Annotated in this window: 12 protein-coding genes; all 12 read left to right on the top strand. The window is 71.4% G+C overall.

The genetic code is table 11. The annotated features are described in order from the left end of the window. Window positions 1–383 precede the first annotated feature (383 nt). The 12 genes from nrtL to IH45_RS0140205 all read left to right on the top strand — a co-directional run bounded on the left by nrtL (window position 384) and on the right by IH45_RS0140205 (window position 14,752). The gene (nrtL, locus tag IH45_RS0140260) at window positions 384–1,397 is read left to right on the top strand and encodes an ArgS-related anticodon-binding protein NrtL (RefSeq protein WP_030681180.1); all 1,014 of its coding nucleotides are present in this window, start codon (window positions 384–386) and stop codon (window positions 1,395–1,397) included. Between the two features lie 152 nt (window positions 1,398–1,549). Further along, window positions 1,550–2,941, top strand: coding sequence for a diaminopimelate decarboxylase (gene lysA / locus IH45_RS0140255; RefSeq protein WP_030681178.1), 1,392 nt, complete (start codon window positions 1,550–1,552; stop codon window positions 2,939–2,941). A gap of 185 nt (window positions 2,942–3,126) precedes the next feature. Then, window positions 3,127–4,455, top strand: a complete 1,329-nt coding sequence (locus tag IH45_RS0140250; protein ID WP_030681175.1) for a homoserine dehydrogenase — start codon at window positions 3,127–3,129, stop codon at window positions 4,453–4,455. An 8-nt stretch (window positions 4,456–4,463) separates the two neighbouring features. Next, window positions 4,464–5,540, top strand: coding sequence for a threonine synthase (gene thrC / locus IH45_RS0140245; protein WP_003981334.1), 1,077 nt, complete (start codon window positions 4,464–4,466; stop codon window positions 5,538–5,540). Window positions 5,541–5,920: 380 nt separating this feature from the next. Continuing rightward, complete coding sequence (gene thrB, locus IH45_RS0140240) at window positions 5,921–6,838, top strand: homoserine kinase (RefSeq protein ID WP_030681172.1); 918 nt, start codon at window positions 5,921–5,923, stop codon at window positions 6,836–6,838. Between the two features lie 361 nt (window positions 6,839–7,199). Next, window positions 7,200–9,233, top strand: a complete 2,034-nt coding sequence (gene rho / locus IH45_RS0140235; protein WP_030681168.1) for a transcription termination factor Rho — start codon at window positions 7,200–7,202, stop codon at window positions 9,231–9,233. 389 nt (window positions 9,234–9,622) lie between these two features. Beyond that, window positions 9,623–10,750, top strand: a complete 1,128-nt coding sequence (locus IH45_RS0140230) for an LCP family protein (RefSeq protein WP_030681165.1) — start codon at window positions 9,623–9,625, stop codon at window positions 10,748–10,750. Window positions 10,751–10,967: 217 nt separating this feature from the next. Continuing rightward, window positions 10,968–11,192 carry a 50S ribosomal protein L31 gene (rpmE, locus tag IH45_RS0140225; protein WP_030376601.1) on the top strand — a complete coding sequence of 75 codons (225 nt, stop codon included), beginning with the start codon at window positions 10,968–10,970 and terminating at the stop codon, window positions 11,190–11,192. 179 nt (window positions 11,193–11,371) lie between these two features. Further along, on the top strand, window positions 11,372–12,451 hold the full coding sequence (gene prfA / locus IH45_RS0140220; RefSeq protein WP_030681161.1) for a peptide chain release factor 1: 1,080 nt from the start codon (window positions 11,372–11,374) through the stop codon (window positions 12,449–12,451). 101 nt (window positions 12,452–12,552) lie between these two features. Beyond that, entirely contained in the window at window positions 12,553–13,392 is an 840-nt protein-coding gene (prmC, locus tag IH45_RS0140215; protein ID WP_030681159.1) for a peptide chain release factor N(5)-glutamine methyltransferase, read from the top strand. Window positions 13,393–13,445: 53 nt separating this feature from the next. Beyond that, entirely contained in the window at window positions 13,446–14,093 is a 648-nt protein-coding gene (locus IH45_RS0140210; protein WP_003981321.1) for an L-threonylcarbamoyladenylate synthase, read from the top strand. Beyond that, window positions 14,090–14,752 (top strand): arsenate reductase/protein-tyrosine-phosphatase family protein, encoded by a 663-nt coding sequence (locus IH45_RS0140205; RefSeq protein WP_030681156.1) that lies wholly within the window; start codon window positions 14,090–14,092, stop codon window positions 14,750–14,752. Before IH45_RS0140210 ends, IH45_RS0140205 begins: the two co-directional genes overlap by 4 nt. Window positions 14,753–15,006 lie beyond the last annotated feature (254 nt).

Below are 15,006 nucleotides of genomic sequence, written 5' to 3'. Positions count from 1 at the left end.
GTGAGGTGGGACGGCCCGAGGGGGAGGTTGGGGTTGGGGAGGCAGGGACGGTAGGGACGGTTGGGACAGTTGGGGATGTCGAAGGGGGGTCGGAGGCTGCGGTGTGGCCTGCTGGGTGACTGGGGGACTGGATGGCTGGGTGACTGGGTGGCTGGGTGAGGGGGCGCCTCTGTCGGGTGGGGGCGGGGTGCGTGGGGAGAGGTGTTCGGTGACGACACGGCTCAGGCGCCCGGTGACCGGCATGGCGTAAACCCCCGGTATCCAGTGCGCCGCCGGCATCCCCACCCCGCACGGCCGGGACGCTCCTCCATCAGCAGGGCGCACCTGTCCGCCAGGTGAAACCAGGTGGCGGTCGAGGGCTGCTTCTCCCATACGCTGGGGGCGTGACCCCCGCTGAGTTCTCCCGCGCCGTGCTCTGTGCCGTGCGTGGCGCCGTTGAGGACGGGGAACTCTCCGTGACCGTGCCGGAGCGGGTTGTGGTGCGCGCGCCGGGCGGTAAGGGCGTCGGTGATGAGGCTGATCTGGCGTGTGGTGTCGCGCTGCAGGTGGCCAAGGAGGCCGGGCGGTCGCCGCTTGAGGTGGCCGAAGTGCTGCGGGAGCGGTTGACGGGGGTATCCGGAGTTGCCGGCGTGGGGGTTGCCGGGGCCGGGTTCTTGAACGTGACGTTGACGGGGGCGGCCCGGGCCGGGCTCGTACGGAGTGTGCTGGCGCAGGGGCGGGCGTACGGGGATGCCTGCGGCCGGGGCCGGGTGGAGTTGCGTGCGGCGGAAGGCGCAGGTGCGCGCGCTGCAGTAGTGGCCGAGGCGATGGAAAGGATCCTTCCTGCGGGAGGCGCGGAGACGAGGCCGGGTGGGGAAACGGTCCGCCCCCGGCCCATCGCCCACGACTGGCACGTCCTCACCGCCCGCCTGGGCCCGGACGAAGCCCGCTGGGTCCTCCTCCGCCCCGCCCAAGGCGACGCCGTGCGCCTTCCCGACCGGCCCGTTCAGCGGGAGAGCAACCCCCGCTTCCGGGTGCAGTACGGGTACGCCCGTACGCGCGCGATGACTCGTAACGCCCGCGACCTGGGGTTCGCCGCCGAGCCCGCAGACATACAAGAGGTGGGGGGTACGGACACGCAGTCCCACGCCCTCCGCGATCTCTACGCCGCCATCGCCGAGTACCCCGCCGCCGTCGAGGCCGCCGCGCGGCACCGGGCGCCCGATCGGGTCGCGCGGCATCTGGAGGTCACCGCCGACGCCTGGCTGCGATGTCATGACGTCTGTCCGCCGCTGCCCGTCGGGGAGGAGAAACCCTCGGCCGTGCACCGTGGCCGGCTGGCCCTCGCCGAAGCCGCCGGAACGGTGCTCGCCAACGGCCTTCACCTGCTCGGCATCTCCACGCCCGATCGTCTTTAGACCCGGTCCGAACACTGGCAGGCAAGTTCCGACACAGGCAGCCGGCAACCCGGCGGTCGATGCCCGACAAGGACGTCCGGCAGCCGGCCCGCCGCTCCGCCAGTCGACGTACCCGACCAGGTCGCAGCACTTCCGAGGGGAATTCCCACGCCATGAGCCGTTCCGCACACCCCGCAGGCCCCCGTCACGGCGACGTCCTGCCCGAGGGGCACTACTCCGCCCCGCCCGCCGATCTGAACAGCATCGATGCCCGGGTGTGGTCCCGTACGGTCCGCCGGAACGAGGACGGTGTGATCACCGTCGGCGGGGCCGACGTCGCCGCGCTCGCCGAGGAGTTCGGGACGCCCGCGTACTTCCTGGACGAGGACGACTTCCGGGAGCGGTGCCGGGCCTGGAAGGACGCTTTCGGGGAGGGGGCGGATGTCTTCTACGCCGGGAAGGCTTTCCTCTCGCGAGCCGTGGTGCGCTGGCTGGCGGAGGAAGGGATGAACCTCGATGTGTGCAGCGGGGGCGAGCTGGCCACCGCGCTCGCGGCCGGCATGCCTGCCGAGCGGATCGCGCTGCACGGCAACAACAAGAGCGTCGATGAGATCACCCGGGCCGTGGAGGCCGGGGTCGGGCGGATCGTGCTGGATTCGTTCCAGGAGATCGTGCGGGTCGCGCACATCGCGGACCGGCTGGGCAAGCGGCAGCGGGTGCAGATCCGGGTGACGGTGGGTGTGGAGGCCCATACGCACGAGTTCATCGCCACCGCGCACGAGGACCAGAAGTTCGGGATCGCGCTGGCCGGCGGGCAGGCCGCGGAGGCCGTACGGCGGGTGCTGAAGCTGGACGGGCTGGAGCTGACCGGCATCCACTCGCACATCGGCTCGCAGATCTTCGACATGGCCGGGTTCGAGGTGTCCGCGCGGCGCGTGGTGCAGCTGCTGACCGAGGTGCGCGACGAGCACGGGGTGGAGCTGCCGGAGATCGACCTGGGGGGCGGGCTCGGGATCGCTTACACCTCGGACGACGATCCGCGCGAGCCGCACGAGATCGCCAAGGCGCTGGGCGACATCGTGACGCGGGAGTGCGCGGCGGCCGGGCTGGCCGTGCCGCGCCTGTCCGTGGAGCCGGGCCGCGCCATCGTCGGGCCCACCGCCTTCACCCTGTACGAGGTCGGCACGGTCAAGGAGCTGGACGGGCTGCGGACGTACGTCTCCGTCGACGGCGGCATGTCCGACAACATCCGTACGGCCCTCTACGACGCCGAGTACAGCGTGGCGCTCGCCTCGCGGGCCTCGGACGCGCCGCCGATGCTCTCCCGCGTGGTCGGCAAGCACTGCGAGAGCGGCGACATCGTCGTACGGGACGCGTTCCTGCCCGCCGACGTGGCCCCCGGCGACCTGCTCGCCGTGCCCGCGACCGGCGCGTACTGCCGGTCGATGGCGAGCAACTACAACCACGCCCTGCGGCCGCCGGTGGTCGCGGTGCGTGAGGGCGCGGGGCGCGTCATCGTGCGGCGGGAGACGGAGGAGGACCTGCTGCGGCTCGACGTCGGGTAGGTCGGGCAGGGCGGATTTCGGGCATCGAAGGGTACGGGGCACCGTCCGTACGGGCGGTGTCCGCCCGGTCCGCCGAGTGACCGACAATGGTGGAACGAATGTCTCGGCATCCGGACCGGGGCCGGAAAACCCGGTCCGGTGCGTGAGACTGGTGCATTACCGAGAAGGAAAGCGAAAGAGGTCGAATGATGCGTACGCGTCCGCTGAAGGTGGCGCTGCTGGGCTGTGGAGTGGTCGGCTCAGAGGTGGCGCGCATCATGACGACGCACGCCGACGACCTCACGGCACGCATCGGGGCGCCGGTCGAGCTGGCCGGGATCGCCGTTCGCCGTCCGGACCGGGTACGCGCGGGAGTGCCCGCCGAACTGATCACCACCGACGCGAAAGCGCTGGTCAAACGTGGTGACATCGATGTGGTCGTCGAGGTGATCGGGGGAATCGAGCCCGCCCGCGGCCTGATCACCACCGCTTTCGAGCACGGCGCGAGCGTCGTCTCGGCCAACAAGGCGCTGGTCGCCGCGGACGGCGCGGCGCTGCACGCCGCCGCCGAGGCCAACGGCGCCGACCTGTACTACGAGGCCGCCGTGGCCGGCGCGATCCCGCTGGTCCGGCCGCTGCGCGAGTCGCTGGCCGGCGACAAGGTCAACCGGGTGCTCGGCATCGTCAACGGGACGACCAATTTCATCCTGGACAAGATGGACAGCACCGGGGCGGGTTACTCGGAAGCGCTGGACGAGGCCACGGCCCTGGGGTACGCGGAGGCCGACCCGACCGCCGACGTCGAGGGCTTCGACGCCGCCGCCAAGGCCGCCATCCTGGCCGGAATCGCCTTCCACACCCGGGTCACCATCGACGACGTGCACCGCGAGGGGCTGACCGAGGTCACCGCCTCCGACATCGCCTCCGCCAAGCGGATGGGCTGCACGGTCAAGCTGCTGGCGATCTGTGAGCGGGCCGCCGACGGTGCTTCGGTCACCGCGCGCGTGCACCCGGCGATGATCCCGCTGTCGCATCCGCTGGCCTCCGTGCGCGAGGCGTACAACGCGGTCTTCGTCGAGGCCGAGGCGGCCGGGCAGCTGATGTTCTACGGACCGGGCGCGGGCGGCTCGCCGACCGCCTCCGCCGTCCTCGGCGACCTGGTGGCGGTCTGCCGCAACAAGCTGGCCGGGACCACCGGGCCCGGCGAGTCCGCGTACACGCAGCTGCCGGTCGGGCCCATGGGCGACGTGGTCACCCGCTACCACATCAGCCTGGACGTGGCCGACAAGCCCGGTGTCCTGGCCCAGGTGGCCACGGTCTTCGCCGAACACGGCGTGTCCATCGACACCGTCCGCCAGCAGAGCAAGGACGGGGGTGCCGCCCGCTCCGGTGAGACCGAGAACGGGGGAGAGGCGTCCCTCGTCGTCGTCACGCACCGGGCGGCCGACGCCGCCCTGTCGTCGACCGTCGACGCGCTGCGCGAACTGGACACCGTCCGGGGCGTCGCCAGCATCATGCGGGTCGAAGGGGAGTAAAGGAACCCATGTCTGCCATTTCCACCGCGAGCCGTCAGTGGCGCGGAATCATCGAGGAGTACCGCGACCGGCTGCCGGTCGGGGCGTCGACCGAGGTCGTCACGCTGCGTGAGGGCGGTACGCCGCTGGTACCCGCCCAGGTGCTCTCCGAGCGCACGGGCTGTGAGGTGCATCTCAAGGTGGAGGGTGCCAACCCCACCGGCTCCTTCAAGGACCGCGGCATGACGATGGCCATCACCCGGGCCAAGGAGGAGGGCGCCAAGGCGGTCATCTGCGCCTCCACCGGCAACACCTCGGCCTCGGCCGCGGCCTACGCCGTACGGGCCGGGATGGTCTGCGCCGTGCTCGTCCCGCAGGGCAAGATCGCGCTCGGCAAGATGGGCCAGGCGCTGGTGCACGGCGCCAAGATCCTCCAGGTCGACGGCAATTTCGACGATTGTCTGACGCTGGCCCGGGGCCTCTCCGAGAAGTACCCCGTCGCACTTGTGAACTCCGTCAACCCGGTACGGATCGAGGGCCAGAAGACCGCCGCCTTCGAGATCGTGGACATGCTGGACGACGCTCCGGACATCCATGTGCTGCCGGTCGGCAACGCGGGCAACATCACCGCGTACTGGAAGGGCTATCAGGAGTACGCCGCCGACGGCATCGCCTCGCGCACCCCGCGCATGTGGGGCTTCCAGGCGTCCGGCAGCGCGCCGATCGTACGTGGCGAAGTCGTCAAGGATCCGCACACGATCGCGACCGCCATCCGCATCGGCAACCCCGCCTCCTGGCAGTTCGCCGAGCGCGCCCGGGACGAGTCCGGCGGCTTCATCGACGAGGTGACCGACCGTCAGATCCTGGCCGCCTACCGGCTGCTGGCCTCTCAGGAGGGCGTCTTCGTGGAGCCCGCGTCGGCCGCCTCGGTGGCCGGTCTGCTCAAGGCCGCCGACGAGGGCAAGGTCGACCCGGGCCAGCGCATCGTCTGCACGGTCACCGGCAACGGCCTCAAGGACCCGGACTGGGCCGTCGCGGGCGCCCCGCAGCCGGTCACCGTCCCGGTCGACGCGGACGCCGCGGCCGAGCGCCTCGGTCTGGCGTAACGCGCCCCCTGAAGGACGCGACGCACCCGGCCCGCCCGTACGGGTACGGCCGGGTGCCCACCCCGGCGCGCGAGGCCGCGCGTCACCGGTCACGGGGCCGCGAGGGCCCGTCGTACCGGATCGAGCAAACCCTGCAAAGGCTGCAAAGACGGCTCGGAGCCGCGGGCGGCGTGCGACACGCATCGTGCGCCTCCTGTGCGCCCTATGTCGCCACAGAACCTTCCTTCGATAGGCTGGCAGCCAACTCCCCTCCCCACGGCATGTCGCAGTGGTGTGCAGGGCAGGTCAGAACGGTCCCCATGAGCCGGCCGGGCGCCACCCTGGTGCCGCGGCGCTCCGGGGCAGTGCCGCAGCATCACATCAAGGAGAGTCATCGAGCGATGGCCGGTCCAGCGTTCCGCGCCGCCGCCGTCCGGGTGCGCACCCCCGCGACCAGCGCCAATCTCGGTCCCGGCTTCGACGCCCTGGGGCTCGCCCTCGGGCTGTACGACGACGTCGTGGTGCGGGTGGCCGATTCCGGCCTGCACGTCGACATCGCGGGCGAGGGCGCCGAAACCCTGCCGCGCGACGAGAGCCACCTGCTCGTACGGTCCCTGCGCGCCGCCTTCGACCTGCTCGGCGGGCAGCCGCGCGGCCTGGAGATCGTGTGCGCCAACCGCATCCCGCACGGCCGCGGCCTGGGCTCCTCCTCCGCCGCGATCTGCGCCGGCATCATGGCCGCCCGCGCCGTGACCATAGGCGCCGAGCAGAAGCTCGACGACGCGGCGCTGCTGGAGCTGGCGACCGAGATCGAGGGCCATCCGGACAATGTCGCCGCGTGCCTGCTGGGCGGCTTCACACTGGCCTGGACGGAGACCGGGACCGCGCGGGCCATCAGGATGGATCCCGCCGGTTCCATCGTTCCGGTGGTCTTCGTACCGGGCCGTCCGGTGCTCACGGAGACCGCGCGGGGCCTGCTGCCGCGTACCGTCCCGCACGTGGACGCCGCGGCCAACGCCGGCCGCGCCGCACTGCTCGTCGAGGCCCTGACCAGGCGCCCCGAGCTGCTGCTGGCCGCGACCGAGGACCGACTTCACCAGGAGTACCGTGCTCCCGCGATGGCCGAGAGCGTGGCCCTGGTGAACCGACTGCGGGCGGACGGCGTCCCTGCAGTCATCTCCGGCGCGGGCCCCACGGTGCTCGCGCTGGTCCAGGAGGACGCGGCCGACAAGGTCGCCGGCCTGGCGGGCGAGGGGTGGGCGGCCAACCGGCTGGCCCTCGACGCGGCGGGAGCCTCGGTGCTGCCGCTCGCCGGGTGATCGTCCGATTGCCGGTCTTCGAGAGGGGGAATGTTTGTTGGATCCGGTAGTGTTAACCTCAAGTGAGTACGTGACGCCTCTGCGGCGCGGTACTCCGTGTCCCCTTCCGGGACCACCTTTCTTCCGGGAGCTTCCCAGACTGCTTGGAGCAGTTGCCTGAGCAGAAGCGAGCACGCTCCGGAATCGGCGTGACGGACATGAGTCACAGACATCTCTTCGCGCCGGAACCACGCACTGATCTCTCCGCCGTTTCGGCGGGACCACCGCCCCGGCCAGGTCCGCAAGTACGGGACCGCAGCCGGACAGCACAACCGGTCGCCGAGCCAGACAGGCCGACGCCCGCTCCAGGGAAGGACCCTTCGTGAGCGACACCACCGATCTGATGGGCGTACGCACCGATGGCAGTGCCACCGCGCCCGCCACGGACGCTCCCGCCGCGCCTGCGCGGCGCCGCCGTTCCGGCACCGGCCTGGACGGCATGGTCCTGGCAGAGCTGCAGCAGGTCGCCTCCAGCCTCGGTATCAAGGGCACCGCGCGGATGCGCAAGAGCCAGCTGATCGAGGTCATCAAGGAGAAGCAGGCCCAGGGCGCCGGCACCGCCTCCGCCGCCAAGGGCGACGCGCCCGCAGAGACCGAGACCAAGCCCAAGCGCCGGGCGACCTCCAAGGCCCGTACGGGCGAGGACGGCGACGCCAAGGCCGCGGGCAAGGGGGCCGAGAAGGCCGCCGACCAGTCCGCCGGGCAGCAGCAGATCGACATTCCGGGCCAGACCGGCGAGGAGCCCACCGGCGAGCGCCGCCGGCGCCGCGCCACCGCCGCCGCGGGCAGCCCCGAGGGCGCCGGCGAGGCGAAGGCCGAGGGCAAGGCCGAGGCGAAGGCCGACACCCGGGCGGCGCAGCGCGAGGACGGCAAGGCCGAGGCCGCCGCCGACAGCGCCGAGGGCCGCCAGGGCAAGGGCGACCGCCAGGACCGCGGGGACCGCCAGGACCGCGGCCAGAAGGGCGACCGCCAGGGCCGCGGCGAGCGCGGCCAGCGCGACCGCCGCAACAAGAACAACGACGGCGGCGACCAGCAGGGCGGCGGCAACCGCCAGCGCGACAACCGGGACAACCGGGACAACCGCCGGGCCGACGAGGACGGGGACGACTTCGAGGGCGGCCGCCGCGGCCGTCGCGGCCGCTACCGGGACCGCCGGGGCCGTCGCGGCCGGGACGACTTCGGCAACGAGCCGCAGGTCTCCGAGGACGACGTGCTGATCCCCGTCGCGGGCATCCTCGACATCCTCGACAACTACGCGTTCATCCGGACCTCCGGCTACCTGCCCGGCCCGAACGACGTGTACGTCTCGCTCGCCCAGGTCCGCAAGAACGGCCTGCGCAAGGGCGACCACGTCACCGGCGCGGTCCGCCAGCCCCGCGAGGGCGAGCGGCGCGAGAAGTTCAACGCGCTGGTGCGCCTGGACACCGTCAACAGCGTTGCGCCCGAACAGGGCCGCGGACGCCCGGAGTTCGGCAAGCTGACGCCCCTTTACCCGCAGGAGCGGCTGCGCCTGGAGGGTGAGCCGGGCGCGCTGACGCCGCGGATCATCGACCTGGTCTCGCCGATCGGCAAGGGCCAGCGCGGTCTGATCGTGGCGCCGCCGAAGACCGGCAAGACCATGATCATGCAGGCGATCGCCAACGCGATCACCCGCAACAGCCCCGAGTGCCACCTGATGGTCGTCCTGGTCGACGAGCGTCCGGAAGAGGTCACCGACATGCAGCGGTCGGTCAAGGGCGAGGTCATCTCCTCGACCTTCGACCGCCCGGCCGAGGACCACACCACCGTCGCGGAGCTGGCCATCGAGCGCGCCAAGCGCCTGGTCGAGCTGGGCCACGACGTGGTCGTCCTGCTGGACTCGATCACCCGTCTGGGCCGCGCGTACAACCTCGCGGCGCCGGCGTCGGGCCGCATCCTGTCCGGTGGTGTCGACTCGACCGCGCTGTACCCGCCGAAGAAGTTCTTCGGTGCCGCGCGCAACATCGAGGACGGCGGCTCGCTGACCATCCTGGCCACCGCGCTGGTCGAGACCGGCTCGCGGATGGACGAGGTGATCTTCGAGGAGTTCAAGGGCACCGGCAACATGGAGCTCAAGCTCGACCGGAAGCTCTCGGACAAGCGCATCTTCCCGGCGGTGGACGTGGACGCGTCCAGCACCCGTAAGGAAGAGATCCTGATGGGCAGCGACGAGCTGGCCGTCGTCTGGAAGCTGCGCCGGGTGCTGCACGCCCTGGACCAGCAGCAGGCCATCGAGCTGCTGCTGGACAAGATGAAGCAGACGAAGTCCAACGCGGAATTCCTGCTCCAGATCCAGAAGACGACGCCCGGCATGGGCAACGGCAACGGCAACGACTGACGCCGGTCTCCTGCGAACGGCCCGCCGGCGCCCGTACGGGCGCCGGACCCGGCCGTGGCCGCACGGCTGAGCCCTCCTGGTCACATCGGTGACCGGGAGGGCTTCGTGCTGGCCCGAGAAACCCGCAGATCAAGCCGTGGATTGTTGCCTTGCGCACACGGATGTCCTCGGCGGAGCCCGCCGTTCCGGATCGCGGTCCCGGACGAAAGTCCTGGTCACCGGGCAAAAAGTCGACTTTTTACGGTCCGGTGACGGGGCCGGTTCTAAGAATGGCGCTCAATCCCGTTGTGCAACCCTTCCGGGCAGCCCCCCGTCTTTCAAGGCGCAACAAACCGTGGCCGAGCAGTGGCGGCGAGGGGCAGCCCGAGCGAACGAGGACTGAGGAGCAGATGGCGGACGACAGCAGGGCCGCGAACCCGGCCAAGAGCCGCTCCCGCGGCATACGTGCCACGGGCCGCCGGCGCAAGGGGCCGACCCGGCGCCGCCGCGTCCTGACGATCACCATATGCGCGCTGGTCAGCTGTGTGCTGCTGGGCGGCGCGGGACTGGGATACGTCTACTTCAAGCTCAACGGCAATCTGAAGGGCGTCGACATCAACGCCGCCCTGGGCAAGGACCGGCCGAAGAACAACGACGACGGGTCGATGGACATCCTCGTCATGGGCTCGGACTCGCGGGCGGGCGCGAACGCCTCGTACGGCGCGGACGGGGGCAACGCCCGTTCCGACACCGCGATGATCGTGCACATCTACAAGGGCCACAAGAAGGCCAGCGTGGTCAGCGTTCCGCGCGACACCCTGGTCCAGCGCCCCGACTGCACGACCAAGGACGGCAAGAACATACCGGGCCAGCGCCGGGCGATGTTCAACACCGCCTTCGAGGTCGGCGGGCCGGCCTGCGCGGTCAAGACCGTCGAGTCGATGAGCGGCATCCGCATGGACCACTTCGTCGAGGTCGACTTCACCGGCTTCAAGAAGCTCATCGACGCGCTGGGCGGCGTGGACATCACCACCACCAAGCCCATCCACGACAAGAAGAGCCACCTGGACCTGGAGCCCGGCAAGCACACCCTCAACGGCGAGGACGCGCTCGGCCTCGTCCGCACCCGGCACGGCGTGCCCGGCGGCGACGGCAGCGACCTGGGCCGCATCCAGCTCCAGCAGACGTTCATCAAGGCCCTGATGAACCAGGTCAAGAACATCGGGCTGCTGTCGAATCCGACGAAGCTCTACGGCATCGCCGACACCGCCACCAAGGCCATCACCACCGACACCGACCTGAACTCGGTCAACGCGCTGATGGGTCTGGCCAAGGAGATGGGCGGCATCGGGTCGGACAGCATCGACATGGTCACCCTGCCGGTGACGTACGACAAGAAGGACCCGTCCCGCGTGCTGCCGCTGGACAAGCAGTCCCGGCAGGTCTGGGACGCGCTGCGCCAGGACCAGGACATCCCCAAGGAAGCGATCAAGGATTCCGCGGGCGACAAGGGCGGAACCGCGGGTTACGTAAAGTAGCCGAATCGTTTCCTCCGGGCCGCCGGGACCGTCCCGGCGGCCGCCGTACGGCATTCGTACGGCATTCGTTCGGCCTTCGTTAGGCACCGGGAATACATTCCGGACCACCCCGGTTTTGGGAGATGCGGCCCGTCCTGGCAGACTGGACCGTCGGCCCCGGTTCACGTGACGCAATCAGCGCCACGACCCGGAGCCCTCCCGAACCTAGGAGATTCCCTTGAAGCGCGACATCCACCCGGAGTACGTCGAGACCCAGGTCAGCTGCACCTGTGGCGCGTCGTTCACCACCCGTAGCACCGTTGCCGGCGGCACCATCCGTGCCGACATCTGCTCCGAGTGCCACCCGTTCTACACGGGCAAGCAGAAGATCCTCGACACCGGTGGCCGCGTGGCCCGCTTCGAGGCCCGCTTCGGCAAGGGCGCCGGCTCCGCCAAGAAGTAGCGTCCCGCAAGGCGCCGGTTCCGACTCGCCCCTGTCGAGGGGCGGCCGGACCGGCGTTTTGTCGTCCGGGCCACGGACCCCGCCGGAGGTCCGTGGCCGCGGCCAGCGGCCGCACAGGTGCCGGCAACCGGGACCCCCGGGGAAACCGGGAAGACACAGCCAGGTGAGGAACCCCCACGATGTTCGAGGCGGTCGAGGAACTGATCGGCGAGCACGCCGACCTTGAGAAGCGACTGGCCGACCCCGCGGTCCACGCCGACCAGCGCGAGGCCAAGCGGCTCAACAAGCGCTATTTCGAACTGACCCCGGTCATCGCGACGTACCGCGCCTGGAAGCAGACCGGCGACGACATCGGCACCGCCCGCGAGCTGGCCGCCGACGACCCGGACTTCGCCGACGAGGTCAAGGACCTCGAAGCGCGCCGCGAGGAGCTGACCGAGAAGCTGCGGCTGCTGCTCGTCCCGCGCGACCCCAGCGACGACAAGGACGTCATCCTGGAGGTCAAGGCGGGCGAGGGCGGCGAGGAGTCCGCGCTGTTCGCCGGCGACCTGCTGCGCATGTACCTGCGCTACGCCGAGCGCGTCGGCTGGAAGACCGAGATCCTCGACGCCAACGAGTCCGACCTCGGCGGCTACAAGGACGTCCAGGTCGCCGTGAAGACCAAGGGCGGCAACGGCGCCACCGAGCCCGGACAGGGCGTGTGGGCCCGCCTGAAGTACGAGGGCGGGGTGCACCGCGTCCAGCGGGTGCCCGCCACCGAGTCCCAGGGCCGCATCCACACCTCCGCCGCCGGTGTGCTCGTCACGCCCGAGGCCGAGGAGGTCGAGGTCGAGATCGGCCCGAACGACCTGCGCATCGACGTCTACCGCTCGTCGGGACCCGGCGGCCAGTCGGTCAACACCACCGACTCCGCCGTACGCATCACCCACCTGCCCACCGGCATCGTCGTCTCCTGCCAGAACGAGAAGAGCCAGCTCCAGAACAAGGAGCAGGCCCTGCGCATCCTGCGCTCGCGGCTGCTGGCCGCCGCCCAGGAGGAGGCCGAGAAGGAGGCGTCGGACGCCCGGCGCAGCCAGGTCCGCACCGTCGACCGCTCCGAGCGCATCCGGACGTACAACTTCCCGGAGAACCGCATCTCGGACCACCGGGTCGGCTTCAAGGCGTACAACCTGGACCAGGTCCTCGACGGCGAGCTCGACCCGGTCATCCAGGCGTGCGTCGACGCCGACTCGGCCGCCAAGCTGGCAGCCGCCCAGTAAGCCCGTAGAACGCCCGTAGAACGAGCCGGAGGAACAGCGTGCCGTCGCCTTCCGGGGGCCACGACCCCCAGCGGCCCCGCCGCGGGCCCAGCCCCCGCACCGTGCTGCTCGCCGAGGTGGCACAGGCCACCCAGCGGCTGGCCGACGCCGGCGTACCCTCACCGCGCTTCGACGCCGAGGAGCTCGCCGCGCACGTGCACGGCGTCAAGCGCGGCGAACTGCACCGGGTCGCCGACGCGGACTTCGATGCCCGCTACTGGGAGGCGGTCGCGCGCCGCGAGGCCCGCGAGCCGCTCCAGCACATCACCGGGCGCGCCTTCTTCCGCTACCTGGAGCTGCACGTCGGCCCCGGTGTCTTCGTACCCCGCCCGGAGACCGAATCGGTCGTCGGCTGGGCGATAGACGCCGTACGGGCCATGGACGTCGTCGAACCGCTCATCGTGGACCTGTGCACCGGCTCCGGCGCGATCGCGCTCGCCCTGGCGCAGGAGGTGCCGCGCTCGCGCGTGCACGCCGTGGAGCTGTCCGACGAGGCCATGCAGTGGGCGCGCAAGAACGTCGAGGGGTCCCGCGTCGTTCTCCAGCAGGGCGATGCGCTGACCGCGCTCCCCGAGCTGGACGGCCAGGTGGACCTGGTCATCTCGAACCCGCCGTACATCCCGCTGACCGAGTGGGAGTACGTCGCACCCGAGGCACGCGACCACGACCCCGAGCTCGCGCTGTTCTCGGGCCAGGACGGCCTGGACACCATCCGCGGCATCGAGCGGACCGCACACCGCCTGCTGCGGCCCGGCGGCGTCGTGGTCATCGAGCACGCCGACACCCAGGGCGGCCAGGTCCCGTGGATCTTCACCGAGGAGCGGGGCTGGGCCGACGCGGCCGACCACCCCGACCTGAACAACCGGCCCCGCTTCGCCACCGCGCGCAGGGCGACGCCATGACGAGCCCGGCCCCCACGAGTCATCTGTACGTTCCGCACGAGGAGGTCCGTTAAATGGCACGGCGTTACGACTGCAGCGACGCGACCGACCGCGCGACCGGTCTGCGCGAGGCCGCATCGGCCGTCCGTCGCGGCGAGCTGGTCGTGCTGCCGACCGACACCGTCTACGGCATCGGCGCGGACGCGTTCAGTGCCCAGGCCGTCGGTGACCTGCTGGAGGCCAAGGGCCGCGGGCGCGGCATGCCCTCGCCGGTGCTCGTCGGCTCCCCGAACACCCTGCACGGCCTCGTCACGGACTTCTCCGAGCAGGCCTGGGAGCTGGTCGACGCCTTCTGGCCCGGCGCGCTGACCCTGGTCGCCACCCACCAGCCGTCGCTGACCTGGGACCTGGGGGAGACCCGCGGCACGGTCGCGGTCCGGATGCCGCTGCACCCGGTCGCCATCGAGCTGCTGACCGAGTTCGGCCCGATGGCCGTCTCCAGCGCCAACCTGACCGGCCACCCGTCCCCGCAGGACTGCGACGCGGCCCAGGAGATGCTCGGCGACTCCGTCTCCGTCTACCTGGACGGCGGCCCCACCCCCGCCGCCGTACCGTCCTCGATCGTCGACGTCACCGGCCCCACGCCGCTGCTGCTGCGCGCGGGCGCGATCAGCGCGGAGGAGCTGCGCAAGGTGGCCCCGGGGCTTGAGGTGGCGAATTGATTGCGCCCCTCGGGCGTGGCATAGCGGGACCCGGCGAGGACAGCTACCGCACCTTCCGCATCCTCCACGTCAGCACCGGCAACGTCTGCCGCTCGCCGATCACCGAGCGGCTGCACCGGCACGCCCTCGACCTGCGCCTGGGTGCGGACCGCGGCGGCCTGATCGTGGAGAGCGCCGGCACCTGGGGCCACGAAGGCGCCCCCATGGAGACCCACGCCGCGACGGTTCTGGCCGACTACGGTGCGGATCCGGCCGATTTCACCGGCCGCGAGCTGCTGGACGAGCACGTCATCCGGGCCGACCTGGTCCTGACCGCCACCCGCGACCACCGCGCGCAGGTCATCTCCATGGGCCATTCGGCCGGGCTGCGCACCTTCACGCTCAAGGAGTTCAACCGGCTGGTACGGGCCATAGACCCGGCGACGCTGCCCGAGCCCGACCCGGCGCTGCCCGGCGGCGGCCTGGTCGAGCGCGCCCGCGCCCTGGTCGGCGCCGCCGCCGCGCTGCGCGGCTGGCTGCTGGCGCCGAACCCGGAGGCGGACGAGGTCTACGACCCGTACGGCGCGCCCATCACTTTCTTCCGCTCCATCGGCGACGAGATCAACCAGGCGCTGGACCCCGTGGTGACGGCGCTGACGGGGGTTCCGGCCCGGGCCTGAGCCCTGGGGCGCCGGGGGCGGGAAAGGCGCTCCTGGGGCCGGGGAAGCCGCTTCTGGGGGGGCGTGGGAGGCGGCTCGTGGAGGCTTCGGGGTGTGCATCGACGGGGCTCGTCCCGCGGTCGGGATGGGCGCTTCGCTCGCGTCACCCCTGGGTAAGCCCCCGCTGGGGGGATGATCGCGTTCGATTCGTCTCCAAAGGTGCGCGGGCGACCCCGCCGCCCGCCCCAGCGTCGCCCTCCCGCTTGCCCCGCCGC

The organism is Streptomyces rimosus subsp. rimosus, from assembly GCF_000720725.1.
Lineage (GTDB): Bacteria > Actinomycetota > Actinomycetes > Streptomycetales > Streptomycetaceae > Streptomyces > Streptomyces rimosus_A.
Note: the sequence above shows the minus strand (reverse complement) of the source record. Positions and strands in the feature narration are given on the sequence as shown.